This is a genomic window from Jeotgalibacillus sp. 10bf12 (assembly GCF_055597105.1).
Genome location: NZ_CP200276.1, coordinates 3040267 through 3065016, shown reverse-complemented (window position 1 = coordinate 3065016; position 24750 = coordinate 3040267). Strand labels below are relative to the sequence as shown.

The window sequence follows — 24750 nt, the reverse complement described above, 5'->3', positions numbered from 1 at the left end:
GACTTCCGGGTAGCCGGAAGTCTTTTTGATCAGCGTTATTAAAACAAAACTTAGTCGTACCTGAAAACATCGCTCGACAGATATCTCTCACCTGTATCACACGCAATAAATACCACAAATGAATCCTCAGGCAGCGTCTTTGCCACTTCTATCGCTGCATAGCAGGCCGCACCAGAAGATGGTCCTACAAGAATACCTTCCTCGCGCGCCAGACGTCTTGTGATATCGTACGCCTGCTCATCTTCAATTTTATGAATTTTGTCATACACATCCTGATTTAATATATCAGGAATAAAGCCCGGGCTTGTCCCTACAAGCTTATGCTTGCCTGGTTTGCCGCCTGACAGTACAGGAGACCCTGCAGGCTCAACGACATGCACCTGAAGATCTTTATACTTTTCTTTTAATACTTCACCGGTGCCTGTTATCGTGCCGCCAGTCCCTGCTGTAGCAACAAATGCACTCAGCGGCATGCCAAGCTGATCAGCTGCCTGAATAATTTCAAGTGCAGTTGATTTTCTATGCGCATCAGGATTTGCAAAGTTTTCAAACTGCATCGGTACAAAGCTGCCTTCAATTTCTTTTGACAGTTCATTTGCCTTCTTTATAGCGCCTGGCATTTTTTCATCACCCGGTGTTAAGACAACTTCAGCGCCATATGCTTTTAGAAGATTAATTCTCTCTGCTGTCATCGTATCAGGCATGACGAGAATTGAACGGTATCCTCTTGCTGATGCATTCATTGCAATGCCAATCCCTGTATTTCCGCTCGTGGGCTCAATGATCGTTGAGCCTGCTTTAAGGTAACCTGCTTTTTCAGCTTCTATAATCATATTATATGCTGCACGGTCTTTAACACTTTTACTCGGATTATAATATTCAAGCTTTGCGTAAACTGCAGCACCTTTTTCAGGCTGCAGACGGTTTAATTTAACAAAGGGTGTATCTCCAATCAGTTCTGCAATGTTATTAACAACTTTCATGATTATCATCCTTTCAAGACAGTTACGTGTTTTCATTCTACCTTTTCACCCGCAAGGATTCAATTTAGACTGTCCAGACGGTTAAAAAACGTTATAATGAAGCCAATACCAAATGATGGAGGTCTGTCATGGAGAACCATTATTTCATTGCATGTGCATTATCTGATCAGGCAAAAGAAGCATTACATAACGTTCGCCAGTCATATTTAAATGAAAACTGGTTTAAGAAAATACCACACCAGGCTGATCTGCACGTAACGCTGTCATTTCTGGGTGCTGTATCTGAAGGTCAGCTTCACATTGTCTCTGAAGCGCTCGATAAAAAAATAAAAGCGTGCAGCACGTTTCCATTAACATTCAGTCGGGTCGATACATTCGGACCTGATGCGTCACCAAGAGTCTGGTGGGCGGGGCCTGATGATTCAGATGAACTGACGGTTTTATATAGTCAGGTGCAGGATGCAGTCAGGCTGATCAATCAGGCTGAAAACAGACCATTCCGCCCTCACGCCACGCTTGCAAAGAAGTGGAAGAGCGGGCAGCACCTGGACCCGGTTTATAAAGGTCGGATTAATCCAATTACTGATACGATACAAGAGGTTACAATATATGAGATTTATCCCGGCGAAGCGCCGATGTACAAGGTCTATCAATCCTTTAAGTTAAAAGAAAGCGGTGAAAAATATGGCACAGCTGATTAAGCTGCAGGATTATGTGTCACGTTATGAGAAAGACATGATCCGCTACCCATCACAATACGTCAGGCTGAAAAAACAGCAGTGGACGAAAATCAGACAGCAATGGGAAGATGGCGGCATTTTTTTAAATGAAGAGGAAATTGAGCGTTTTAAAGAAGAGGTCGAAGGAAAAGATGGTCTTCTGAAGCGTTTTAAAAAAATACTGGTGAAGCAGCATGAGGAGCCTGAAGAGCCTGAAGAGCGGTCTGGAGAAGAGGAAACGGATGAATTATCGTTTGAGCCGTCTGTCTATTATAAGCCTGAAACCCTTGATGATCTGAAGCATCTTTATCTTGATCAGCTGCTGCAGTTCCAGCTGAAATGGGCAAGCTCAACGCTGACAGAAAAGTCATATGTGGATCCGAAGTATCAGCGCGATGACCATTTAAAGTTTTTCCTTCAGCGCTTTCCGGATACCTTTTTATTAATGTATGAGCCGATCCTGCTGCTAAAGAAAGCACCTGTAGAACTTGAGGTCCTTCTTTTTACACCGACAGGATTATGGTGTATTTCCTTGCTTGAAGAAGGGGAAGGGACTGTTTTTGTCGGTTCTACTGAACGCTTCTGGAGGGTAAAACAGGGAGAGAACGAGCATACGCTGTTGAATCCGCTCATATCTCTTGACCGGACAGCATCTATTGTTCAGCAGATTTTTGATAAGAATGATGTAAATTTTACGATTCATAAAGCTGTATTGACAAGAACCGGTTATGTGGATTTTCCTGATATCCCATATGGTTATAAAGTCATTGACAAAAGAAATATTGAAAAGTGGCATCAGCAGCAGCGGAATATGTCCTCACCATTCAAACATATGCAGATGAAAGCAGCGCGTGCAGTGATTGACTATTCACAAACGACTTCAGTTGGGCGCATGCAGTGGAATGAAGACGTCCAGAACATAGAAGAATGAAAAAAATTGCAGTCTTTAACCCAAATGCAGGAAAAGGGATTGATCAGCTGCAATTATCAGCTGTCCTTCCTGTATTAAAAAAAGCCGGTATTGAAGTGTGGATCACAACTTCAAAGCATGATGCTGAAAATAGAATTAGAGAATGGTGCGAATGTAACCCCTTAGAGAAAGTGTACTTTATCATATCAGGCGGTGACGGCACAATGCATGAGGCGATAAACGGTGCTGCCGGTCACCCGTACGCTGTATTTGTATCAGTTCCTACAGGATCAGGGAATGATTTTGCAAGGTATTTTGGAGGCTTTAGGCTGGATGAGCAGCTTCCTGAATCATTGGATCACGCACTCATTGAGGAGCATGATGTGATCAGCTATGAAATGAATGCAATCAGAACTGCTGTCAGCAATATGGGAATGGGATTTGATGCTGAAGTCGCCTTCTCTGCCAATCAGTCAAAAATAAAAAAATTCTTAAATAAACTATCAATCGGGAAAATTGTCTATGTTGTTTTTCTGGTGCGTCAGCTGATGACCTTCAAACCTTACACTCTTGAACTGACAGCGAATGAACAGTCATACAGATTCGACCGGGTATGGTTTATGACTATTTCAAACCAGCCATATTTTGGCGGAGGCATGATCATTGCACCATTGGCAGACAGAAAAGATGGAAAACTTGATATTACAGTTGTGCACGGGCTGTCCCGTATCAAATTCCTGCTTGTATTTGTCAGCGTGTTCAGAGGGACCCATACAAGATTTAAAGAAGTCAGTCTGATTAGGACAAATGAAGTCACTTTTCGGGCAGCAAGGGATGTCAGAGTGCATGCTGACGGCGAAGACAATGGGCTGCTGCAAGCCGGTCATATGGCAAAAGCGTCCGTTACACCCCGTGCAATCCGGACTGTATCTAAGTTGGCTCTTGACGAATCATAGGGAAAAACGATAATATTTTAAAAGGATAGCGCTTTGTCTAGCTGCTATCTTTTTCTATTCTATGAATATAGATCTTAAACCACTCCGCTATAGAAGGTGAATGAATTGGAACATTTATTTGATGACCAGGACTGGGAGATCATATCTGCAGGAGGCGCTTCAGGTGAAGCCTTTTTTGCAAGATATCATGAACAGAAGCTTTTTCTTAAGCGCAACTCATCACCTTTTTTAGCTGTACTGTCAGCAGAAGGGATTGTGCCAAGGTTAAAGTGGACGAAACGGCTTGAAAACGGTGATGTCATTACAGCACAGCACTGGCTGAATGGTCGTGAGCTTCATGCCGATGAAATGAACGGTCCCCGAATCGCGAAAATGCTGAAAAAAATTCATAGCTCCAGGCCATTAACTTCTATGCTGCAAAGACTGGGAAAAGAACCATACGACCCTTCTCTTATGTATGAAGAAGTAGCCGATACGCTCGATACTGACCTCAAGTATCTGCCGCCTGTAAGAGAAGCACTCTCTTTTTTACGTTATCATCTTGATGACATTTCGGCGGAAAGCTATGTCGTCTGCCACGGAGATGTGAATCATAATAACTGGCTTTTATCAGATGTGAATGAATTATTTTTAATAGACTGGGACGGCGCAATGCTCGCAGATCCTGCAGTTGATGTAGGTATGCTTTTATATTGGTACGTGCCTGAGCAGGAATGGAGCAGCTGGATGTCTCACTACGGTGAAGAGCTGAATGACGATTTCAGGCTGCGTATGAAATGGTATGTCGTCTGTCAGGCACTCGTGATGCTGCAGTGGCAAAAAGACAAAGGCCGCCTGCATGATGTGACAAAGTGGATGAACTTCCTCCAGCGCACCCAAAAGAAACAAAACCCGAAGTAGCCTGATTCTTTTCTGGCAACAACAGAAGAGTACAGGCTATTTTTGCTTTGAAATATTAGTTATACCCAGAAGTTTTAAAGCTAGATTAATAGGTATGTGTATATTAAAAAACGATTGTAAAAGGACATAACTGAATAAAGGAGCTTACTGAAATGAGAGCAAGAAATAAACCGTGGGCTGAAGATCATTTGAAAGACCATCCACAATACGTACCTGCAGAACCCGCATCGCATAAAGGTAACTGGAAACCTGAAGTATTCGGCAACAACAACGAACTGCACATTGAAGTAGGTTCAGGTAAAGGCAGATTCATTACTGAAATGGCGAAAATGCATCCTGATGTGAATTACATCGCGATTGAGCTGTCTGAAAGTATTGCAATTTCAGCGCTGGACCTGATGATTGAAGCAGAACTTCCAAACGTTAGGCTGCTGACGATTAATGCTGAAATTCTAGGTGATGTATTTGAAAAAGGGGAAGTGGACCGCGTCTATCTTAACTTCTCAGATCCCTGGCCAAAAAACAGACATGAAAAGCGCCGCCTGACATTTAAAAAGTTTTTGGATCTCTATAAAACCGTGCTACCTGCAAATGGTGAGATCCATTTCAAAACAGATAACAGAGGACTGTTTGAGTATTCACTCCAAAGTTTCTCAGCTTATGGACTGCTGTTAACCTATGTGAGTCTTGACCTTCACAAAAGCGACTACGAAGGAAATATCATGACTGAATATGAGGAAAAGTTTTCTTCAATGGGACAGCCGATTTATCGCTGCGAAGTGCGTTATCAATAATGTCGAATCCATTCTTTCTGTATAACAGGGAGAATGGATTTTTTGATTCCAGAATGAGTTAGGGATTGATCAGAACAAGTCTGAGGGAGAAGAGATACATGTCCGCAGGAGATAGCAGAAAGCTGCCGGGTGTATCGCGACAACTCCGGTAAAAATACATACAACTCCAGCACAAACACATACATCTGCCACTAAAATAACTCTAGCCCTCAATCCTTCTTTAGCAAATCAATTCCTTCTGTGATAATATGTAAGCGTATACATAAGGAGGCGATTGAAATGGATTCATTTAAATTTGGTGATTGGGAACTTTACTGGCTTGACGGCGGCATCACAAATATGGATGGCGGCGCAATGTTCGGAGTCGTGCCAAAACCGCTCTGGTCAAAAAAATACCCTGTGAATGAAAAAAATCAGATTGAACTGGTCACAGAACCACTGCTTGTCAGAACAGAAGATAGAAATATTCTGATTGATGCCGGTGTAGGAGCCGGGAAATATGATGAGAAAAAGAAGCGGAATTACGGTATCACACGCGAAGCATCGATCGAACGCTCGCTCAGCGAACTGAACCTGACAGTTGAAGATATTGATACAGTCGTCATGACCCACATGCATTTTGATCATATCGGCGGTTTAACGGCTCCAGATGGGGAAGAAATGAAATCCGTGTTTCCGAATGCAACGATCTATGCGAGTGAAACAGAATGGAATGAAATCAGAAATCCGAATATCAGATCGAAAAATACATACTGGAAAGAAAACTGGATAGCTGTGCAGGATCAAGTAAAAACTTTTTCAGAGGAACTGGAAGTATTGCCCGGTTTAACGATGATTCATACCGGCGGTCATAGTAATGGACACTGTATTGTAAAAATGGAGCAGAATGGTGAAGTGGTTCTGCACATGGCAGACCTGATGCCGACACATGCCCATCAGAATCCGCTCTGGGTGCTCGCTTACGATGATTACCCGATGACATCTGTATTTGCGAAAGAAAAATGGGTGAAAGACGGACTCAATAACGGCTGGTGGTTCAGCTTCTACCACGACGCACAGGTCCGCATGATTAAATGGAACGAAACGGGCAAAGAAGTAACCGGTGAACTGAAAAGAACGCCTTTTACGGATTGATTGTGAAGTTTAAGGAACCAATTCAAATCAAGAATTAAATCTCAGTGCAGCGGAGTTAAAGGCGGTGACTCCAGGACGAATAGTTGGAAGCTGAGACCCCACAGGCGCTTGCGCCGAGGAGGCTCAGCAACAACCGTCCGGAAAGCGTCCGCCTGAAGCGTAGCGGAACGATTTTAAAAAAAGCTGAGCACAACCACATTCCTGTGATCAGCTCAGCCTTTACTATTATATCTTATACACATCCATCACTGTGCCGGTTTTCGCATCAGCAATAAATTCGAATTGTTCAAGTTCACTGCCGTGGTGGCGCGAAATGCCTCCACGATATACTTTGTTTTTCACTGCCAGTACCTGATGCTCTTCTGGATTCATCTGGATCCATGAACCATCAATCGGTCCATCCTGCTTAAACTGATCTTTCACGTTCTGAAGCACCTTTTCAGCAGAAACCTGATTTGATTGTACTGCATTTGCACTCTGGCTAATGGCAACCCCGGCTGCTAAGCCTACTGCTGCACCAAGTGCTGCATCTTTCCAATTCATATGTTTCACCTCCGGATATTCAACTAACATTCAGTATAGCGGATTCACACCTTCTATGCACTTAAAAAAAGAGCAGGTTCTTCCAATTTCATCACTCCAAGTGGAAAGCTGAAAGAAAGTTCTGTAAAATAGAATGGAATGCAATTACGAAAGGAAGTATACATAATGAATCAGGATACACTTGCATTATTTAAGCAATTAACAGAACTGCCTGGGGCACCGGGTAATGAACATGCGATCAGAAAATTAATGAAGCAGGAGCTCTCAAAATACTCAGATGAAATTGTACAGGATGGACTTGGCAGTATATTCGGTTTGAAAAAGGGTCCCGAAGATGGTCCTGTAGTGATGGCAGCAGGCCACATGGATGAAGTCGGCTTTATGGTAACAGGTATTACGGATAACGGCATGATCCGTTTTCAGACACTGGGCGGATGGTGGAGCCAGGTGCTGCTTGCACAGCGTGTTGACATCATAACGAACAATAAAAAGATTACAGGTGTGATCGGGTCAATTCCGCCTCACCTTTTAAGTGAAGAAAAGCGTGCGAAGCCGATGGATATTAAAAATATGCTAATTGATGTTGGTGCGGATGATAAAGCAGATGCTGAATCAATGGGCATTGTTCCTGGTCAGCAAATCGTTCCTGTTTGCCCATTTACGCCAATGGAAAACAAGAAAAAGATTCTTGCAAAAGCATGGGATAACCGCTATGGCTGCGGAATTTCAATCGAACTGCTTAAAGAGCTTCAAAACGATTCACTGCCAAATACGCTTTACAGTGGGGCGACGGTTCAGGAGGAAGTTGGTTTAAGAGGCGCTCAGACTGCCGCTAATCTGATCAAACCTGATATTTTCTTTGCAATGGATGCGAGTCCTGCAAACGACATGACAGGTGATAAAAATGAATTTGGTCAGCTAGGTAAAGGGACCCTTCTGCGTATTCTTGACCGTAGCATGGTTACTCACCGGGGTATGAGAGAATTTGTGCTCGATACAGCTGAGACAAATAACATTCCATATCAGTATTTTGTGTCAGCAGGCGGTACAGATGCAGGACGCGTTCATATTTCCAATGAAGGTGTGCCGAGTGCGGTTGTCGGGATCTGCTCAAGATACATTCATACATCTGCTTCAATGATTCATATTGATGACTATGCAGCAGCAAAAGAATTGCTCGTGAAGCTCGTTAAATCATGTGATAAATCCACTGTTGAGACAATCAGACAGGGGTCATAATCGTGAATCTGGCAGTAGGTACAAAAAATCAGGCAAAGGTCCAAGCGGCTGAAAACTGCTGGACCTTTGGTGAAGTAAAAGGGTTTAAAACAGTATCAGGTGTGAATGATCAGCCTTTTGGTCATGAAGAAACAAAGCAGGGTGCGATCAATCGTGCGGTCAATGCCGCTTCCTTTTTTCCGGAAGCAGCCGGTATTGGTCTGGAGGGTGGCGTAGCTGAGATGTCTGATGGGCTGTATATATGTAACTGGGGTGCATTAGTCGTCCCTGGTTTTAAAGAACCATTTACAGCATCCGGAGCGAGTTTCAGGCTGCCTGAAGAGCTTGCAGAGCGGCTTCGTGAAGGTCATGAACTTGGACCTCTGATGGAAGCGTTCAGCAGACAGAAAAACATCAGACAGAACGATGGTGCAGTCGGTTTTTTTACAAACGGCAGGATCACGAGGGCACAAATGTTTGAGCATATTGTTGAACTCCTGATTGGTCAGTGGGAATACAAAAAGAATAAATAGAAAAAGGGATCGTTCAGGCGATCCCTTTTTTCTTACTCAGTTTCAAAAATATATGATACTGCTTTCAACGCCTGGTCCGGCGTTTCAACTGTAACCGTTGCTTTTCTTGAAAGTTCTTTTAGTGCGTGATGCAGTTTTTCAGGTCTGACCAGAATGAGCGGTTTATTCATTGTCAGTGCTGCAGAAGCATCCATCGCTGTATTCCACTGCTTATACTGTTCGCCGAATAAAGCAATGACCAAATCTGATTTCTGGAGAAGTACCTGCGTACGCAAATTATTAAAAGCAGATGCAGCATCATCCTTGAAAATGGCATTTGGCTGCTCACCCAGAATTTCTTCTCCGATATCGTCAGATCGGCTGTGGTTTTCCATTGGTCCGGTAAAATGAAGCTTATATGGAAGTGATTCAGCCTGGTCCTTTAACTGTGCTCGCCAGTCGCTGTGAATTTCTCCTGCAAGGTAAATTGTCAGTTCCATCAAATCGCTCCTCTGTAATATGTAATAGATAGAGTATAACATGGCTGAAATCCGGCTGGAAATAATTTGCCGCTTCAAAGGGTTGTCAAAATGTCAGTCAATTAGTATGATGGGTAGCGAACGTGTTCAAAAGGAGGAAAAACATTGAAGAAACATCTATTTGTTTTATTTATTATTTTCACGTCCGCTGTACTTACAGCTTGTAATACAACTATAGAGCAGGAAAGAGAAAAATCATTAGAGGAAGTCGAAGAGATTTTCCTTGATGAAGCAGAAAGACCGAATACTGAATTAGATGACCTGGAAGTTCACCTTCCTTATAACGCCGAAATCGCTGAAACGTCTGATCACAACGCAGTAATCGAAAAAAGCAATGAGACATTTGTGCTTTTTCATCATTTAAATGAAGAAGCAGGTAATGATGTCATTTATACAATGACTGAAGCTGCTGGAGAAGAGTGGCTCGTCAATGAGACGTTTGAAGAAAAAGACCGATTCGGCTATGTACTGCTTAGACAGGTTGATGAAGAAAGCTATGAGCTGACGACAGGCATGGATTATGCAAAAATGACTACAGTCACTAATCTTGAGGACATCAGCAGTAATGCAAAATGGATGATGGAGACAGTCAGATCAACAGAATGGACCCAGGAAAACCCGGAAGAGTAATCTTTCGGGTTTTTTTTATGGAATTCAGCTTATATTGTGTTTCTTAAATTCACCAATTAATGAGCTGAATAAACTTTACAACATTTACACTTGTCATTACACTGTTATAGGAAGGAGAGGACAGCATGGGATTTTTGAAGAAAAAAGGCATACATATTTCTTTTAAAACTTACTTAATTGATGGATTAAGCTTTATGGCCCTTGGTTTATTCAGCTCATTAATTATTGGTCTGATTATGCAGACTGCAGGCAATGAACTTGGTGTCTCATTTTTAACAGAAATGGGTGTGCTGGCAATGGGACTTGCCGGACCGGCAATTGGAGCAGCAGTAGCATACGGTTTAAAAGCACCGCCGCTTGTCTTGTTTGCCGGGGTCATCACCGGAGCAGCAGGTTATGCGCTTGGAGGTCCTGCGGGGGCTTATGTTGCAGCAGTATTCTCAACTGAAATCGGGAAACTGGTCAGTGGGTCCACTAAAATTGATATTATTGTGACACCATTTGTCACAATTGCAGCAGGGTACGGTATTTCCGCACTGGTTGGCCCTGAGATACAATCATTCATGCAGGCAACCGGAGAAACAATCGGTTGGGCAACTGAACAGCGTCCGCTTGTGATGGGTATGCTTGTAGCAGGACTAATGGGACTTGCGCTTACTGCCCCGATTTCAAGTGCAGCGATTGCACTTATGCTTGAGCTGGACGGGCTGGCAGCTGGAGCAGCAGCAATCGGATGCAGTGCACAGATGATTGGGTTCGCAGTGGCAAGTTATCGGGATAATAAGTTGGGAGGGTCACTTGCGCAGGCAATTGGAACATCAATGCTTCAGGTTCCTAATATCGTCAGAAATCCACTTATCCTGATTCCGCCAACAGTAGCAGGGGTTCTCCTTGCACCGATCGGGACCATCTGGTTTCAAATGGAGAATAACGCATCAGGGGCAGGTATGGGAACCAGCGGTTTTGTCGGACAGATTATGACATTTGATACAATGGGCTTTACAATGGATGTATTATTAAAAGTCGGATTGTTGCATATTATTGGACCGGCAGTGATCAGCCTGTTACTATCTCATTACATGCTAAAGGCAGGGATGATTAAGCCCGGCCAGATGAGAATTGCTACAGGAGGAATTAAAAATGAAAAAGCTTGAATCAATTGAACAGTTTAACGAAATGAAAAACAGTGGAAAGCACATCTTTATGTTTTCAGCAGACTGGTGTCCGGATTGCAGAGTGATTGAACCAATTTTACCGGAAGTTGAAAGTAAGTATCCTGATTATCAGTTCATTTATGTTGATCGCGATGAGTTTATTGATATCTGTGCTGATCTAAGCATATTTGGTATTCCAAGCTTTGTTGCATTTGAAAATGGAACGGAAACAGGAAGATTTGTCAGCAAAGACCGCAAGACACAGGAAGAAATCGAACAGTTCATCGACGGATTGAAAGCCTCATAATCCATTCTCACAACCCGGCTTCTAAAGTGAATTGCTTTAGGACCGGGTTGTTTTCGTGTACAATGATATGCGGAGAAAAAATAAAGGATTTCTACAATAAAATTTACTATAAAACTTGATTAATTAAGTTTGAATAACAGATGACTGAAGGATAAATCATCTGGCATATTCATTAACTACTTTTAATTCATAAGCTTTGTTAAAGGTTATTTTAGTTTCTGCACAGCAGGGATTGTAGCGTAAGGGGGCGACTCCTGCGGCAGGAAGGGACGTGTGAGACCGAGCATGGCGAAGCCTGCGGGCTCACCGCCCGGCCGCGGAAAGCGTCCCCCTGGAGCGGAAATCACAGCCATTTTTAACAAAGCCAATTAAAATTTAGGAGGGGTACCATGGCTGAGAAAATGGACTCAATTAAAATGAAAAAGATTTTGACAGAGAAGCTCGAACAACCCGGTCGCAATATCCGCTATAACCGTGAAAAAGATCAGCTTCGCGTAGAAAATGCTGACACAAAAAAAGGGATAGAAGTCTCTTTGCCAAGTGTTGTCGGAAAATGGAATGAAAAGAAGGATGAAGCAATCGCAGAAACTGTGTATTATATAAACGAGGCATTAGCTGTGATGGGGAAAGAAACCGTTGTTGAAGAAGCTGAAAAACAGATTTTTCCTGTGATCCGCTCTACATCTTTTCCCGGTGAATCTTCTGAAGGTGTTCCATTTGTTTTTGATGAGCATACAGCAGAAACACGTATATATTATGCGGTCGACCTCGGTAATACGTACCGGATGATTGATGAGCAGTTTTTAGAAAAACAATCCTGGACAAGAGAACAGGTAAAAGAAATTGCGATGTTTAATGTGCGTTCACTGGATACAGAAATGAAGAGAGATGAAGTAGCCGGAAATGTATTTTATTTTCTGAACTCTAATGATGGATATGATGCGAGCCGGATCCTGAATGAGTCTTTCTTAAAAGACATATCTGCTAAAATGGAAGGTGAGATGACAATCGCTGTCCCGCATCAGGATGTACTGATTATTGGAGACATGAGAAACGAAACGGGGTACGATGTGCTTGCACAGATGGCCATGTCATTTTTTGCTGCAGGTCATGTCCCGATTACTGCACTCTCATTCCTTTATGAAGAAGGGGAGCTTGAACCGGTCTTTATCTTAGGTAAAAATAAAAGTAAAAATAAAGGAGATTCAAAAGAATGAACGTATTTTACAATGAAAGCGGCGTTGGGGAAGTACTGATTGTTAAATTAAAGGATACACCACGACATGAGAAGGTTTTTGAGAAAAAGGGTAACGTGGTGCAGATTAAAAATAGTGAAAGTAATGAAGTAACCGGCTATAACGTTTTTGGTCAGCCGGAGCAGGAATTTCGTTCAGAAGGACCGGTAGAAATGGATGAAAACAAGCTTCGGAAAGTGAATCAAATGATTCAGGAAAGCGGTTTTGATCATCAGATCGATGCAGACTTTTCACCGAAGTTTGTGATTGGGTATGTAGAAGAAATGGATAAGCACCCAAATGCAGATAAGCTGAATATCTGTCAGGTAAATGTTGGGGAAGAACACCTGCAGATTGTATGTGGTGCACCGAATGTGGATGCCGGACAAAAGGTTGTTGTGGCTAAGGTTGGCGCTGTTATGCCAAGTGGTATGGTGATTAAGGACGCTGAACTGAGAGGCGTACCATCGAGTGGTATGATCTGTTCAGCGAAAGAGCTCGGTCTGCCAGACGCACCTGAGAAAAAAGGAATCCTGGTATTAGAAGATGGACATGCAGGAGCACCATTCAGCCTGTAATAGAAATCCGCTCTGTTTAAATAACAGAGCGGATTTTTTCCACGCTGTAAACCAAAATGACCAATTTTGCTTAATCTAAGCGAAAAATGGATAAAACCTGCTAGAATGAATGAGAACATAATAGAAAGAGTGATGTATATGAACTGGATTCAGAAACTCTTGTCCTTCGTTCAAAGGCAGGAGGATGACTATATAGAAGAAGATTCACCCAGAAAACGGGAGGGCAGAAAAGATCTCCAGACTAAGGTGTCATATCAATATCCCAAAGGAGAATTCAGATTTCCGCTGATTCCGGATGAATCATCCCATAAAAAAGAACGTGAACCGAAAAAAGAAGTCCATCCTGAAAAAGAAAGATCAAGAATTATTGAAAAGAGCCCTCATGCAGGACCCTTTAAACCGACTGATATTCCGTCGCCAAGAGATCGCCCTAAGAAATCACAGCCTGTACATAACCCCGAGCCTGTAGAATATGAAATCTCATCTTTCAGTGAGCTGAAAAGAAAAATTGCAAAAGAAAAAAAGCAAGCTGAAATATCTACAATTGAAAATGAGAAAGCAGCTGATCAGCAAAAGGATCAGGAAACTGGAAAACGTGAGCAGGATACGACTAAAACAGAAGAAATCATTTCTTCTCCAATTGCTGAAAAAACTGAAGAAGATTTCTCTGTTACAACTGAAGAAATACAGGTTGAGCCATTTGCAAAAGCGGCAGAACCTGACCACAAAGCTGGTAACAGTGAAGAGCCAACTGAAGCAGAAGAGCAGGACTTTAAAATAGAAATAGTAAAAGAAGATGAACAAGCTGAACAAGCTGAGGCTTACACAGAACCGGTTGAAGCAAATGTAGAAGAAGTTCAGGCACCGGATGCAAAAAGTGAAGAAGAGGCGCCCGAAGTTAAGCCGGCATTTGAAAATGAACGTTCAGTTCAGGAAAAGCCAAGAGGTGCAAGAGTACCGTTCAACGTAATGATGCTGAAGCAGGATAGACGCAAACGTCCAGATGAAGCATATAATAATGATTATCGAAAAGAATCAGAACCAGCTATAAAAGATCAGCCGGAAGGACAGCTAACCGCTGATGATGATCTGCCACATTTTATGAAGCCTTCACTCGACCTGCTGGCACCGCCAGTGCATGCTGAACCTGATCAGGACTGGCTGGATTATCAGGCTGAACTGTTGAACGAAACACTGTTTCATTTCAATGTGAGTGCAACGGTGAAAAATGTAACGCAGGGACCATCTGTCACGCGTTTTGAATTATTCCCGGAAAAAGGAGTTAAAGTAAGTAAAATTACAAGCCTGACAGATGATATAAAACTTGGTCTTGCAGCAAGAGATATCAGAATGGAAGCGCCTATACCAGGCAAAATGGCTGTAGGGATTGAAATTCCAAATCCACACAGCAGACCTGTTGCGATTAAGGAAATTCTTGCAGACGAAGCATTCCAAAACAGTGATGCTACACTGCCTGTTGCCCTTGGACTGGATATTGAAGGGAAGCCTGTTGTCACAGACATCAGTAAGATGCCTCACGGTTTAATCGCAGGTGCGACGGGATCAGGTAAAAGTGTCTGCATTAACTCTATTTTGATTAGTCTGATGTACCATTCTTCACCAGACGATGTGAAAATGCTGCTGATTGATCCTAAAGTGGTTGAACTTGCACCTTATAATCATATTCCACATCTTGTCAGCCCTGTCATTACTGATGTAAAAGCAGCAACTGCTGCGCTTAAATGGGCCGTTGAAGAGATGGAAAGACGCTATCAGCTCTTTGCACATGCGGGTGTACGAGATATTAAACGTTATAATCAAAAGGTTAAAAATGAAGGTAACTACTCACAAAAGCTGCCTTACCTGGTTGTAGTTATTGATGAGCTTGCTGACCTGATGATGATGGCACCTGCAGATGTAGAGGAAGCGATTTGCCGGATAGCGCAAAAAGCAAGAGCATGCGGTATTCACTTGCTGATCGCAACGCAGCGGCCTTCTGTAGATGTCATTACAGGTCTGATCAAAGCCAACGTTCCAACGAGAATTGCTTTTTCAGTGAGCTCTCAGGTGGATTCGAGAACAATCATTGACAGTTCCGGTGCTGAGCGCCTGCTGGGCAGGGGAGACATGCTGTTCCTTGAAAATGGTGCGTCTAAGCCCGTCAGACTGCAGGGAACATTCGTATCTGATGATGAAATTGATGAAGTAGCCAACCATGTCAGAAATGAGCGGAAAGCTTCTTACTTGTTTGAGCAGGAAGAGTTACTTGCTAAAGTTGATTTTCAGGAAGATGAAGATGAGCTGCTGACAGAAGCATGTGAATTTGTCATTGAACAGGGAGGCGCTTCAACGTCACTTCTGCAAAGGCAGTTCAGAATCGGATACAATCGTGCTGCGCGACTCATTGATATGATGGAGAAAAACGGATGGATTTCAGAATCAAAAGGCAGTAAACCGCGCGATGTGCTGATGGCTTATGATGATCTGTCAGAGCTGCAGGATATGGCGAGATCAGGAAAATAAACTGTTTATTTGTGCGCATTTTAAAACATGTTATAATAACAAAATATGTGCCAATCATAAAGATAATTATATACTGTCAGTCTGCTTGTGCAGCTGACTGTTGGAGGTTCAACCATGACAAGTTTTCACTTTGTAGGAATTAAAGGATCGGGGATGAGTCCCCTTGCTCAAATTCTTCACGATATGAATCATGAGGTACAGGGATCGGATATTGAAAAGCGCTTTTTTACACAAAAGCCTCTGGAAGAGAGAGGCATTGAAATATTGCCTTTTAACAAGGAAAATATCAAACCGGATATGACTGTAATTGCCGGTAACGCTTTCCCTGATGATCATGAAGAAATTCAGGCAGCAAATGACCAGGGAGTTGAATTGATCAGGTATCATAAATTCCTTGGTGATTTTATGAATAAATATATTTCTGTAGGTGTCTCAGGTGCTCACGGTAAAACATCGACTACCGGGTTATTAGCACATGTGATGCAGGGAGCTGACAAAACTTCGTATCTGATTGGAGACGGTTCCGGACAGGGCTATGAAGACAGCAAATACTTTGTATTCGAGGCCTGCGAGTACCGCAGACACTTCCTTTCCTATTCACCGGATTATATGATTATGACAAACATTGACTTTGATCATCCTGACTACTTTGCTGATATTGATGATGTCTTTTCAGCGTTTCAGGATATGGCAAAACAGGTGAATAAAGGCATTATTGCCTGCGGTGATGATGATCATCTTCAGAGCCTTGTAGCAAATGTGCCTGTCTTATTCTATGGATTCAATGAAGAAAATGATTTCCAGGCGCGTAATGTAGAAACTTCACCGACTGGTACTTCATTTGATGTTTTTGTTAGAAATGAATACTTTTCATCATTTGAGATTCCGATGTATGGAGATCATACGATTCTAAATGCGCTATCAGTCATTGCACTGTGCCATTATGAAGGCATTTCTACTGAAGCAGTACAGGAACAGCTGAAAACATTTGGCGGCGTTAAGAGACGTTTCACTGAAAAGCATATTGGTGGCAGAACGCTGATCGATGATTATGCGCACCACCCAACTGAAATCAGAGCAACGCTTGACTCTGCTTCAAAGAAATATCCTGATCGAGAAATCATTGCAATCTTCCAGCCTCATACTTTCACAAGAACACAAACGTTTCTTGAAGAGTTTGCAGACTGTCTGAAAGGCGCAGACCATGTCTATTTATGCGAAATTTTCGGTTCTGCACGTGAAAATCACGGCAAACTGTCAATTTCAGACCTTCAGAATAAAATCGAGGGTGCAGAGATCCTGGCTGTAGAAGATCCATCCGTTCTCGGGAAACATGAAGACGGCGTATTTCTTTTCATGGGTGCAGGTGACGTACAGAAATTCCAGGAAGCTTTTGAAGCCTGGATTAAAGATCAATCGTGATAATTGTAAAGAGGTCTGAATTAATCAGGCCTCTTTTTTATGATTAATTTGAATTTTATGAAGGAAATCAGGAGAACTTTAGAGAATAGGGACTGTGAGCGTTTAGGTAACCGGGGGTAAGGGTAATACCAAATTATAAATAGAAAGGAGCTGAAAATGATTATGGAAATGTTACTTTATATTAGTGCGCTGCTTGCAGCAGGAGGCTTTTTAATTTTATGTATTAGTCTGGCAGTCACACTTAATGCAGTTAAGAAAACATTGAACAGTCTGGCAGACACAGTTGCTGCACTTCAAAAGCAGCTTGACGGGATTACAACAGAAACGACTGAACTTCTACATAAAACAAATGGACTGGCTGAAGATATCCAGGGTAAATCAGCTAAGCTGAACTCTGTTGTTGATGCAGTTAAAGGTGTAGGAACGAATGTACAGCAGTTGAATAACTCAATTGGCAAAATCACTCATTCTGTCACGCAGACTGCTGAACAGAATGAAGACAAAATTGCTCAGGTCGTTCAATGGAGCAATGTGGCAATGGAAGTCCGTAATAAGTGGAAAACGCGTAAGAAAGAATATACATCACGCGAACAGCAATACCCTGAACCTCAGCGCGCATTGCCCCCAGTTGATGAAAATCAAAAATAAAACAATGCAGGAGGATCAGTTATGGAAAAAAACACGAACTCAAGAGACTTTTTACTTGGCGCATTAATCGGAAGTATTGCAGGAGCAGTGACTGCCCTGGTTCTGGCACCTAAATCCGGAGGAGAGCTCCGCCAGGATTTAAACACACAGGCCGGCAGACTGAAGGACCGTTCATATGAATGGAAAGACCAGGCTGTTACAAAGAGCTCGGAAATGGCTGCTCTGGCAAAAGAAAAGTCAGCAGAACTTTCAAAAAATGTTCAGGATCAGTCAAGTGGCGTAGTTGAAAAAGTGAAGTCATTCCGCTCTAAGGATAAGTCTCAGGAGCAGGCTCCAATGCTTGTTACAGCGAAGGATCCATCACTTCCTACTGTACACCCTGTAGATCCATTGACACCACCAACTTCAAATGAGCCACTCAGTACAAATCGATAGGTTTAAAGTAAAGGAGTGAGCCTGATGGAAAAGATCTCAAGTGTAGAACAATTCAATAAAGTTCTGCAAAATGAAAAAGACTTTTTCATTTTAAAGCATAGTCTGACATGCCCGATTTCAACGGCTGCTTACCAGGCGTGCAAAGCATTTTCGGATAAAGGGACAGCAACAGTTGTTTTCGTGCCGATTCAGGAAACACGCGAAACTTCAACGCACATTGCAGAAGCTTTCAATACCCGCCATGAATCACCACAGGTCTTTCACGTGAAGAATGGTCAGCCGGTTTGGAATACTTCTCATTCCCGTATCACTGAAAAAGCGCTGAATGAAGCATTCACAAAATAAAAGCTGGCCCTTGCGGCCAGCTTTTTATTTTGTCATGAATGTATCGTTATTTCGAGTGCGTCGCCAGGCATAATTGGAGATGACAATGCACAATCTTCCCCATTTTTTTTAATCTCAATCTTTGTAGCGGACGCCGGAGGGCTCCAATCTACATAGTTAAATATGTCTTGAAAAATCATGCCTTCTGAACTTGTTTTTATGTCTATGGAATCTCCACATGTAAGCTTTTCGTGGTTCTCCAATATAACACCGTCTTTCACCACACAAGTTGAGGCAGATGAGATCTTAATTTCCTGATTATTAAAATATATGGTGCTTGTACTCTCAGTTTTATTCAAGGTTTTCTTTAATTCTCCAACAGTCCTGAGTGGAGCTGGAGAGAAGGATAGCTGATCCCCATGATGGACCTGACGATTAAGCTGTTTTAGCGGATAGGACTGACCGTTATGGGAAAACGCAGCATCCCACTGAGGAAAATAGATGCCTTTTCCATCGATTCGCAAATAAAATGTATTCTCAGATTCGGGAAGGATGATACCAGCTTTTGAGAATGCTTCAGCTGCAGTGATTTTCTGTTCAATCGTAATGTCGTCTCGGTCCTGAACCAATGTTATAACATCTCGTTCTATGCCATTTACAAAAGCTTTTCTTTTCATCTGATAAAGTCTGCTGTTAATTGTCACATCCAGAGTCAGGGATTCTTCAAGTAAATCTTTTATCCGGACAGTAGATTCTGCCCCGTCTTTACCTGCTTCAACAATCATCTCATCGTTTGCCTGTATCGGAGAATTAAATTCGCTGATCTTCCCGTTAATCATCAAGACAGGGGGGAGTCCATATGTGCCGGGAAGGGTGACGGTGCTGCCATTAATTTTTACCATTTTAGCGAGGCCGGGCTTTCCATAAAGTCTTGGTACACTTAATCCGGCCGAAAGGATTGCATCGCCAGCTGTAAGCTCTCTGATTTCAAACAGCCTGACATCATGTCCATTTACTTTAACAGGCATATAGTTGATTGGCATTTGATTCGCTGCAATTGCGATGCCGGCAGGTGTAACGAGTTCAGGTCCAACAGCCGTTTTTTGACTCAGCTTCAGCCCCTGGATTGCTTCAATACCGCGAATTGCTACTCTATTTGCCGGAAGGTTTAACTTCTCAGCCAGCTTTTCAGTCAGCTCAGGTGTAAGACTGCCTCCTCCAACAAGCATGACTGCTTTAGGGGATGATTCATGGTTCAGGGTGAAAATTTCCCTGGAAATAGTGTCAGCCAGCTGGTCAACTGCCGGGAGAATTTGTTTAATAATCTCTTCCTTAGAAAGCTTTTGAGTAAACCCGAGTATATCTGTAAACTCAATCTCCTCATCTAAGCCGGTCAAATTCTTCTTCAGCTTTTCAGCAGCATTAAAATCTAGAAGAAAGTGATCGCTCAGTGCTTCTGAAATTTCATCACCTGCTAATGGTACCATCCCGTATGCGGTAACTGTACCTTCATTTGTAATGGCAATGTCTGAGGTGCCTGCACCAATATCGACAAGTGCTACATTCAGTCTGCGCATAGATGGGGGAATCAGTACATTAATCGCAGCGATCGGCTCAAGCGTGAGTGCATTCATTTTCAGACCTGCTCTGTGAAGAGAGGCAAGCAGTGATTCTACTACAACACGCGGGAGAAAGGTTGCGATGATTTCAACGCCTGAGTGATCTCCAAGCTGGTCTTCAAGGCTGCCAATCTCCTGATGATCGAGCTGATAGCGGATCACTGAATATCCGACACAATGATAGTGCAGACTGTCTTCACTCGCTGCAGCAGCTTCCTGAGCAGATTGGACGGCGCTTAATTCCATATGTAAGATATCCTGCCTAGTCATTGCTTGATCAGCGTGCATTTCTTTTGAATAAGAAGCTCTCTGCGTTTTCAATGCCCTTCCGGCTGCTGCTACAGAGACCTCTTTTAATGGGCCATGGGTTTCTTCAAGTTCCTGTTTGATTTCTATAATCAGTGAAGCGACTGCCGGGACGTGATGGATCTGACCGTCAAGCATTGCGCGTTCCTTATGTTCCTTTTGGATATAATCAATCAGCTCATAACCTGAGGAGTCCACAGCCATGATCAGACCAACAATTGAACGGGTTCCGATATCCAAAGCAAAGAGTTTTTTCACAACTGTACACCTGTCCTTTTACGCTTTACCGCTTAAAAGCGTTTAATTAATAAAATATTTTACGTGACTTTTTAAAAAACATCATATATAATGATCTACAATTGATCAGCTGAAACCTTCTATCAAAATGTAACACAATTCTGAAAGATGGAAAAGACAGCTAGACAATCAATGGTATTTTCAAATGAAAGGAATGTTTTGTTATGACGAATGTTGAATTAGACCAGCTTAGAAAGAAAGTAGATGAGATGAACCTTCAGCTGCTTGAACTGATTAATCAGCGCGCAGAGACGGTACAGGAAATTGGACGTGTGAAAGAGAAGCAGGGAATGAACCGTTTTGAGCCTGTTCGTGAACGAGCAATGCTTGATCTCCTGAAGGAGCATAACAAAGGTCCGTTTTTGAATTCTACCATTGAGCATATTTTTAAAGAGATCTTTAAGGCAGGACTTGAATTACAAAAAGATGATCACCGTAAAGCGCTGCTTGTATCCCGTAAGAAGAAAAATGAAGATACAGTCGTAACGCTGAAAGGTGAAAGCATTGGTAATGGTACGCCTCAATTTATCTTCGGACCATGTGCGGTAGAATCATTTGAGCAGGTTGATGCTGTAGCTGAGCAAATGAAAGCGAAGGGTCTTAAACTGCTTCGTGGCGGCGCATATAAGCCTAGAACATCACCTTATGACTTCCAGGGGCTTGGACTTGAAGGCCTTCAGATTCTTAAGCAGGTAGCAGATAAGCATGACCTGGCAGTGATCAGTGAAATTGTAAACCCTGCACACATTGAAGAAGCAGCGGATTACATTGACGTGATCCAGATCGGTGCCCGTAACATGCAGAACTTTGAACTGTTAAAAGCTGCAGGTGCATCTAAAAAGCCTGTACTGCTTAAGCGCGGTCTGTCAGCTACAATTGATGAATTCGTCAATGCTGCTGAATACATCATGGCGCAGGGTAACGATAAGATTATCCTGTGTGAGCGTGGAATCCGTACGTATGAAAAAGCGACACGAAACACGCTTGATATTTCTGCAGTACCGATTCTGAAGCAGGAAACGCATTTACCTGTATTCGTAGATGTAACGCATTCTACCGGTCGCCGTGACCTGTTACTGCCGACTGCAAAAGCAGCACTTGCTGTAGGAGCTGACGGCGTGATGGCTGAAGTGCATCCTGATCCAGCGGTTGCGCTATCAGATTCTGCCCAGCAGATGAACTTCGAGCAATTTGATCATTTCTGGAATGCGATTCAGGAATACCTGGGTGTACATGCTAAATAATTGAACAAAATCTGAAGCTTTGTCACAAAGCTTCAGATTTTTTTTGATTTTGTTGAAAGCGCCTTATCAGTCGAGTATGATAGGGTAATTGAGCAATACTAAGTTATTAGTTCGTTTTAAAGGATTTTTCGTGTAAAATGAAAATAAGTGAAAATGGATCAAAGGAGTGCTGTCAATGAACATAACAATTTATGATGTAGCGCGTGAAGCTAACGTCTCTATGGCAACTGTTTCCCGTGTAGTAAATGGAAACCCGAATGTAAAACCCGCAACAAGAAAAAAGGTACTTGAAGTAATCGAACGACTTGGATACCGTCCAAACGCTGTAGCGCGAGGTCTTGCAAGTAAAAAGACAACAACCGTCGGCGTAATCATTCCTGATATTTCAAATATCTTTTTCGCTGAACTTGCACGCGGAATTGAAGACATTGCGACAATGTATAAGTACAATATCATTCTGAGCAACTCAGATCAGAACGAAGAAAAAGAACTTCACCTTTTGAATACAATGCTTGGTAAGCAGGTGGATGGTATTGTATTTATGGGTGGCCGTATTACGGAAGAGCACGTAGCTGAATTCCAGCGCTCACCAGTGCCAATCGTTATTGCAGGTTCTGTAGAGGAAACAAATCAGACACCTTCAGTTAATATTGATTATTATCAGGCTTCCGTGGATGCAGTGTCATCACTGATCGAAAAAGGCCACAAGCATGTTGCTTTTGTCAGCGGTCCGTTCCACGATACCATTAACCGTTCAATGAAACTTGAAGGATACAAAGCTGCGCTCGAAAACAATGGTCTTACTTATAATGAGGATTTCGTATTTGAAGGTGACTATACTTACGACAGTGGGCTTGATGCTTGGGCGAAGCTTCGTGAACTTGATCAGAAGCCGACAGCGATTTTTGTCGGAAATGATGAAATGGCACTGGGCGTCGTACACGGTGCGCAGGATGAAGGACTGAACATTCCTGATGACGTTGAAGTAATGAGCTTTGATAATACGAAGCTCGCATTAATGGTACGCCCGCAGCTGACATCTGTTGTACAGCCGCTTTATGATATTGGAGCTGTAGCAATGCGTCTCTTAACAAAGCTGATGAATAAAGAATCCATTGACGATCAGACTGTCGTCCTTCCTCACAGAATTGAAGAGAGACAGTCTACGAAATAATTGTGATTACTCCTTAACATTTTATTACCTACAGTCGATATATCTAATAGAGAATATGTACATTCGAGCCGGTCGGGGTTTTCCGGCTGGCTTTTATTAAAATGATGGGGAGTTTAGACAATGAAACGTTTTGATGCTTTAACACCTGTTGGCGTTATAGCGGGGATACTATTAATTGCCGGAGCGATTTTATGGAACAGCGGGTCAGATGGATTTTCATTCTTCTTTCACCTGCCGTCTCTCTTGATTGTGGTTGGGGGCGTAATGGCTGCACTAACAGTCACATTCCCTGTAAGCGAATTAAAGAGAATCCTGATTGTCATGTTCCAGGCGTTTAAACAGCAGCCAGCTGACGTCAAAGAAGTTGTGAGTCTCTTTATCAGACTTGCTGAAATCGCCAGAAGAGAAGGGTTGCTTTCACTCGAAAGAGAGCTTGAGGATATTAAAGATCCATTTATGAAAAAAGGGGTATACCTTGCGATTGATGGAGTGGAAAGTGACACGATTACTGAGATCCTTGAAGCTGAAATTCAATCACTCGAAGAAAGGCATAAGCGCAATAGAAGAATGATTGAAAAAGCCGGAGATTATGCACCGGCCTGGGGAATGCTTGGTACGCTGATTGGTCTTGTACTGATGCTGCAGGAGTTAAATGATCCTTCAGCAATCGGACCGAATATGGCGATTGCATTACTGACAACTTTTTATGGCGTGCTTCTCGCTAACCTGGTGTTTCATCCAATTGCAAGTAAACTTGCACAGAAAACAGAAAAAGAAATCTTTATGAAGCAGGCAATGATCGACGGTGTCATTGGTGTTCACCATGGTCAGAACCCCAGAGTACTTGAGGAGCAGCTATCTGTTTACCTTTCTGAATCTGACAGGGTCATCCCTTATTTAAAAGAGGCACAGTCAAATGGCAAGGCGTAAACGTTTTGTTTCAGTCAATTCTCCGGAAAATAATACGCCTAAATGGATAGTTACTTTTGCAGATTTTATGATGCTGATTCTCGTATTCTTTATTTTATTATTTTCAATCTCACAGGTAGATAGTGCGAAGTTCGATTCCATTTCCCAGGCTTTTAAAAACCAGGGGGTATTTGATCAGTCAGATTCAGTCATTCCGTTTGATGAGGAGTGGCTTGAAGACGAGATCAGAGAAGATCAGGAGCTGCAGACACTCTATCAGGATATCAATTCATTCCTGCTTGAGAATGACCTGACTGATCAGGTTACAGCGTCCCAGACGGATCGTGGCGTTGTGATTACCCTGCAGGAGCAGGTTCTATTTGACTCAGGCCGTGCTGAACTGCTTGCTGAAGCAGAGCCGGTGCTTCAGAAGGTAGGAAATCTTCTTGAAGACATTCCTAACTTTGTCCGGATAGAGGGGCATACAGATAACCGTCCGATTCAGACAGCTGTTTATCCTTCGAACTGGGAACTCTCAGGTGCCAGAGCGAGCAGCATGGTGAGATACTTGCAGGAGAGATATGAGATCAGCTCAGAGCGTTTTGCAGCGGTCGGATACGGTGATACAAGACCTGTCGCTGAGAACGATGGTCCTGAAGGCTGGGCAATGAACAGAAGAGTGGAAATTGTCATTTTAAATCAATACCTGAATGAAAATGAATCACAATAAAAAAAAC

26 protein-coding genes are annotated in these 24750 nt (G+C 42.7%); 22 read left to right on the top strand and 4 right to left on the bottom strand.

From position 1 onward, the window contains the following. Positions 1-50: 50 nt before the first annotated feature. Positions 51-983, bottom strand: a complete 933-nt coding sequence (cysK, locus tag DH10bf12_RS15955) for a cysteine synthase A (protein ID WP_471736234.1) — start codon at positions 981-983, stop codon at positions 51-53. A gap of 128 nt (positions 984-1111) precedes the next feature. Here cysK and thpR point away from each other — a divergent pair, with 128 nt between their 5' ends. The 6 genes from thpR to DH10bf12_RS15925 all read left to right on the top strand — a co-directional run bounded on the left by thpR (position 1112) and on the right by DH10bf12_RS15925 (position 6396). After that, on the top strand, positions 1112-1684 hold the full coding sequence (gene thpR, locus DH10bf12_RS15950) for an RNA 2',3'-cyclic phosphodiesterase (RefSeq protein WP_471736233.1): 573 nt from the start codon (positions 1112-1114) through the stop codon (positions 1682-1684). Further along, positions 1668-2633, top strand: coding sequence for an NERD domain-containing protein (locus DH10bf12_RS15945; protein WP_471736232.1), 966 nt, complete (start codon positions 1668-1670; stop codon positions 2631-2633). Before thpR ends, DH10bf12_RS15945 begins: the two co-directional genes overlap by 17 nt. Continuing rightward, entirely contained in the window at positions 2630-3568 is a 939-nt protein-coding gene (locus DH10bf12_RS15940; RefSeq protein ID WP_471736231.1) for a diacylglycerol/lipid kinase family protein, read from the top strand. Before DH10bf12_RS15945 ends, DH10bf12_RS15940 begins: the two co-directional genes overlap by 4 nt. A gap of 105 nt (positions 3569-3673) precedes the next feature. Next, on the top strand, positions 3674-4468 hold the full coding sequence (locus tag DH10bf12_RS15935; protein ID WP_471736230.1) for a phosphotransferase: 795 nt from the start codon (positions 3674-3676) through the stop codon (positions 4466-4468). Positions 4469-4620: 152 nt separating this feature from the next. Further along, positions 4621-5262 (top strand): tRNA (guanosine(46)-N7)-methyltransferase TrmB, encoded by a 642-nt coding sequence (gene trmB / locus DH10bf12_RS15930; RefSeq protein WP_471736229.1) that lies wholly within the window; start codon positions 4621-4623, stop codon positions 5260-5262. A gap of 279 nt (positions 5263-5541) precedes the next feature. After that, positions 5542-6396: a YtnP family quorum-quenching lactonase gene (locus DH10bf12_RS15925; protein WP_471736228.1), complete on the top strand. Its 855-nt coding sequence runs from the start codon at positions 5542-5544 to the stop codon at positions 6394-6396. A gap of 225 nt (positions 6397-6621) precedes the next feature. On the opposite strand, the gene DH10bf12_RS15920 is transcribed toward DH10bf12_RS15925, so the two are convergent. Next, complete coding sequence (locus DH10bf12_RS15920; protein ID WP_471736227.1) at positions 6622-6939, bottom strand: hypothetical protein; 318 nt, start codon at positions 6937-6939, stop codon at positions 6622-6624. A 165-nt stretch (positions 6940-7104) separates the two neighbouring features. Here DH10bf12_RS15920 and DH10bf12_RS15915 point away from each other — a divergent pair, with 165 nt between their 5' ends. After that, positions 7105-8178, top strand: a complete 1074-nt coding sequence (locus tag DH10bf12_RS15915) for a M42 family metallopeptidase (RefSeq protein WP_471736226.1) — start codon at positions 7105-7107, stop codon at positions 8176-8178. Positions 8179-8180: 2 nt separating this feature from the next. Next, entirely contained in the window at positions 8181-8690 is a 510-nt protein-coding gene (locus tag DH10bf12_RS15910; protein WP_471736225.1) for a DUF84 family protein, read from the top strand. Between the two features lie 32 nt (positions 8691-8722). Here the strand turns inward: DH10bf12_RS15910 and DH10bf12_RS15905 are convergent, their stop codons facing one another. Next, complete coding sequence (locus tag DH10bf12_RS15905) at positions 8723-9169, bottom strand: YtoQ family protein (protein ID WP_471736224.1); 447 nt, start codon at positions 9167-9169, stop codon at positions 8723-8725. 144 nt (positions 9170-9313) lie between these two features. Between DH10bf12_RS15905 and DH10bf12_RS15900 the strand changes: the two genes are divergently transcribed. The 10 genes from DH10bf12_RS15900 to ytxJ all read left to right on the top strand — a co-directional run bounded on the left by DH10bf12_RS15900 (position 9314) and on the right by ytxJ (position 18485). Next, a complete protein-coding gene (locus DH10bf12_RS15900; protein ID WP_471736223.1) occupies positions 9314-9838 on the top strand; it encodes a hypothetical protein in 525 nt (174 codons plus the stop codon). Between the two features lie 125 nt (positions 9839-9963). Continuing rightward, a complete protein-coding gene (locus DH10bf12_RS15895) occupies positions 9964-10992 on the top strand; it encodes a PTS sugar transporter subunit IIC (RefSeq protein ID WP_471736222.1) in 1029 nt (342 codons plus the stop codon). Next, the gene (locus DH10bf12_RS15890) at positions 10979-11299 is read left to right on the top strand and encodes a thioredoxin family protein (protein WP_471736221.1); all 321 of its coding nucleotides are present in this window, start codon (positions 10979-10981) and stop codon (positions 11297-11299) included. The genes DH10bf12_RS15895 and DH10bf12_RS15890 overlap by 14 nt, the downstream gene beginning before the upstream one ends. Positions 11300-11700: 401 nt before the next feature. Beyond that, positions 11701-12516, top strand: a complete 816-nt coding sequence (locus DH10bf12_RS15885) for a DUF1444 domain-containing protein (RefSeq protein ID WP_471738255.1) — start codon at positions 11701-11703, stop codon at positions 12514-12516. Further along, positions 12513-13112, top strand: coding sequence for a YtpR family tRNA-binding protein (gene ytpR, locus DH10bf12_RS15880; protein ID WP_471736220.1), 600 nt, complete (start codon positions 12513-12515; stop codon positions 13110-13112). Before DH10bf12_RS15885 ends, ytpR begins: the two co-directional genes overlap by 4 nt. 138 nt (positions 13113-13250) lie before the next feature. Next, the gene (locus DH10bf12_RS15875; protein WP_471736219.1) at positions 13251-15635 is read left to right on the top strand and encodes a DNA translocase FtsK; all 2385 of its coding nucleotides are present in this window, start codon (positions 13251-13253) and stop codon (positions 15633-15635) included. A 114-nt stretch (positions 15636-15749) separates the two neighbouring features. Then, positions 15750-17057 carry a UDP-N-acetylmuramate--L-alanine ligase gene (murC, locus tag DH10bf12_RS15870; protein ID WP_471736218.1) on the top strand — a complete coding sequence of 436 codons (1308 nt, stop codon included), beginning with the start codon at positions 15750-15752 and terminating at the stop codon, positions 17055-17057. 162 nt (positions 17058-17219) lie between these two features. Continuing rightward, complete coding sequence (locus DH10bf12_RS15865; protein ID WP_471738254.1) at positions 17220-17705, top strand: DUF948 domain-containing protein; 486 nt, start codon at positions 17220-17222, stop codon at positions 17703-17705. 21 nt (positions 17706-17726) lie between these two features. After that, positions 17727-18140 carry a YtxH domain-containing protein gene (locus DH10bf12_RS15860; RefSeq protein WP_471736217.1) on the top strand — a complete coding sequence of 138 codons (414 nt, stop codon included), beginning with the start codon at positions 17727-17729 and terminating at the stop codon, positions 18138-18140. 24 nt (positions 18141-18164) lie between these two features. Continuing rightward, the gene (gene ytxJ / locus DH10bf12_RS15855) at positions 18165-18485 is read left to right on the top strand and encodes a bacillithiol system redox-active protein YtxJ (RefSeq protein ID WP_471736216.1); all 321 of its coding nucleotides are present in this window, start codon (positions 18165-18167) and stop codon (positions 18483-18485) included. 32 nt (positions 18486-18517) lie between these two features. Here the strand turns inward: ytxJ and DH10bf12_RS15850 are convergent, their stop codons facing one another. After that, complete coding sequence (locus tag DH10bf12_RS15850) at positions 18518-20647, bottom strand: cell division FtsA domain-containing protein (RefSeq protein ID WP_471736215.1); 2130 nt, start codon at positions 20645-20647, stop codon at positions 18518-18520. A 203-nt stretch (positions 20648-20850) separates the two neighbouring features. Here DH10bf12_RS15850 and DH10bf12_RS15845 point away from each other — a divergent pair, with 203 nt between their 5' ends. The 4 genes from DH10bf12_RS15845 to motS all read left to right on the top strand — a co-directional run bounded on the left by DH10bf12_RS15845 (position 20851) and on the right by motS (position 24743). Beyond that, on the top strand, positions 20851-21930 hold the full coding sequence (locus tag DH10bf12_RS15845; RefSeq protein WP_471736214.1) for a bifunctional 3-deoxy-7-phosphoheptulonate synthase/chorismate mutase: 1080 nt from the start codon (positions 20851-20853) through the stop codon (positions 21928-21930). Between the two features lie 175 nt (positions 21931-22105). Next, entirely contained in the window at positions 22106-23104 is a 999-nt protein-coding gene (ccpA, locus tag DH10bf12_RS15840) for a catabolite control protein A (protein ID WP_471736213.1), read from the top strand. 120 nt (positions 23105-23224) lie between these two features. Then, complete coding sequence (locus DH10bf12_RS15835) at positions 23225-24034, top strand: MotA/TolQ/ExbB proton channel family protein (RefSeq protein ID WP_471736212.1); 810 nt, start codon at positions 23225-23227, stop codon at positions 24032-24034. After that, complete coding sequence (gene motS / locus DH10bf12_RS15830) at positions 24021-24743, top strand: flagellar motor protein MotS (protein ID WP_471736211.1); 723 nt, start codon at positions 24021-24023, stop codon at positions 24741-24743. Before DH10bf12_RS15835 ends, motS begins: the two co-directional genes overlap by 14 nt. Positions 24744-24750: the final 7 nt, after the last annotated feature.

What these genes read in the sequence shown, in the direction of transcription:
- cysK (WP_471736234.1), bottom strand. Translation starts at nt 983, where the DNA reads ATGAAAGTTGTTAATAACATTGCAGAACTGATTGGAGATACACCCTTT.
- thpR (WP_471736233.1), top strand. Translation starts at nt 1,112, where the DNA reads ATGGAGAACCATTATTTCATTGCATGTGCATTATCTGATCAGGCAAAA.
- DH10bf12_RS15945 (WP_471736232.1), top strand. Translation starts at nt 1,668, where the DNA reads ATGGCACAGCTGATTAAGCTGCAGGATTATGTGTCACGTTATGAGAAA.
- DH10bf12_RS15940 (WP_471736231.1), top strand. Translation starts at nt 2,630, where the DNA reads ATGAAAAAAATTGCAGTCTTTAACCCAAATGCAGGAAAAGGGATTGAT.
- trmB (WP_471736229.1), top strand. Translation starts at nt 4,621, where the DNA reads ATGAGAGCAAGAAATAAACCGTGGGCTGAAGATCATTTGAAAGACCAT.
- DH10bf12_RS15925 (WP_471736228.1), top strand. Translation starts at nt 5,542, where the DNA reads ATGGATTCATTTAAATTTGGTGATTGGGAACTTTACTGGCTTGACGGC.
- DH10bf12_RS15920 (WP_471736227.1), bottom strand. Translation starts at nt 6,939, where the DNA reads ATGAATTGGAAAGATGCAGCACTTGGTGCAGCAGTAGGCTTAGCAGCC.
- DH10bf12_RS15915 (WP_471736226.1), top strand. Translation starts at nt 7,105, where the DNA reads ATGAATCAGGATACACTTGCATTATTTAAGCAATTAACAGAACTGCCT.
- DH10bf12_RS15905 (WP_471736224.1), bottom strand. Translation starts at nt 9,169, where the DNA reads ATGGAACTGACAATTTACCTTGCAGGAGAAATTCACAGCGACTGGCGA.
- DH10bf12_RS15895 (WP_471736222.1), top strand. Translation starts at nt 9,964, where the DNA reads ATGGGATTTTTGAAGAAAAAAGGCATACATATTTCTTTTAAAACTTAC.
- DH10bf12_RS15890 (WP_471736221.1), top strand. Translation starts at nt 10,979, where the DNA reads ATGAAAAAGCTTGAATCAATTGAACAGTTTAACGAAATGAAAAACAGT.
- DH10bf12_RS15885 (WP_471738255.1), top strand. Translation starts at nt 11,701, where the DNA reads ATGGACTCAATTAAAATGAAAAAGATTTTGACAGAGAAGCTCGAACAA.
- ytpR (WP_471736220.1), top strand. Translation starts at nt 12,513, where the DNA reads ATGAACGTATTTTACAATGAAAGCGGCGTTGGGGAAGTACTGATTGTT.
- DH10bf12_RS15875 (WP_471736219.1), top strand. Translation starts at nt 13,251, where the DNA reads ATGAACTGGATTCAGAAACTCTTGTCCTTCGTTCAAAGGCAGGAGGAT.
- murC (WP_471736218.1), top strand. Translation starts at nt 15,750, where the DNA reads ATGACAAGTTTTCACTTTGTAGGAATTAAAGGATCGGGGATGAGTCCC.
- DH10bf12_RS15865 (WP_471738254.1), top strand. Translation starts at nt 17,220, where the DNA reads ATGGAAATGTTACTTTATATTAGTGCGCTGCTTGCAGCAGGAGGCTTT.
- DH10bf12_RS15860 (WP_471736217.1), top strand. Translation starts at nt 17,727, where the DNA reads ATGGAAAAAAACACGAACTCAAGAGACTTTTTACTTGGCGCATTAATC.
- ytxJ (WP_471736216.1), top strand. Translation starts at nt 18,165, where the DNA reads ATGGAAAAGATCTCAAGTGTAGAACAATTCAATAAAGTTCTGCAAAAT.
- DH10bf12_RS15845 (WP_471736214.1), top strand. Translation starts at nt 20,851, where the DNA reads ATGACGAATGTTGAATTAGACCAGCTTAGAAAGAAAGTAGATGAGATG.
- ccpA (WP_471736213.1), top strand. Translation starts at nt 22,106, where the DNA reads ATGAACATAACAATTTATGATGTAGCGCGTGAAGCTAACGTCTCTATG.
- DH10bf12_RS15835 (WP_471736212.1), top strand. Translation starts at nt 23,225, where the DNA reads ATGAAACGTTTTGATGCTTTAACACCTGTTGGCGTTATAGCGGGGATA.
- motS (WP_471736211.1), top strand. Translation starts at nt 24,021, where the DNA reads ATGGCAAGGCGTAAACGTTTTGTTTCAGTCAATTCTCCGGAAAATAAT.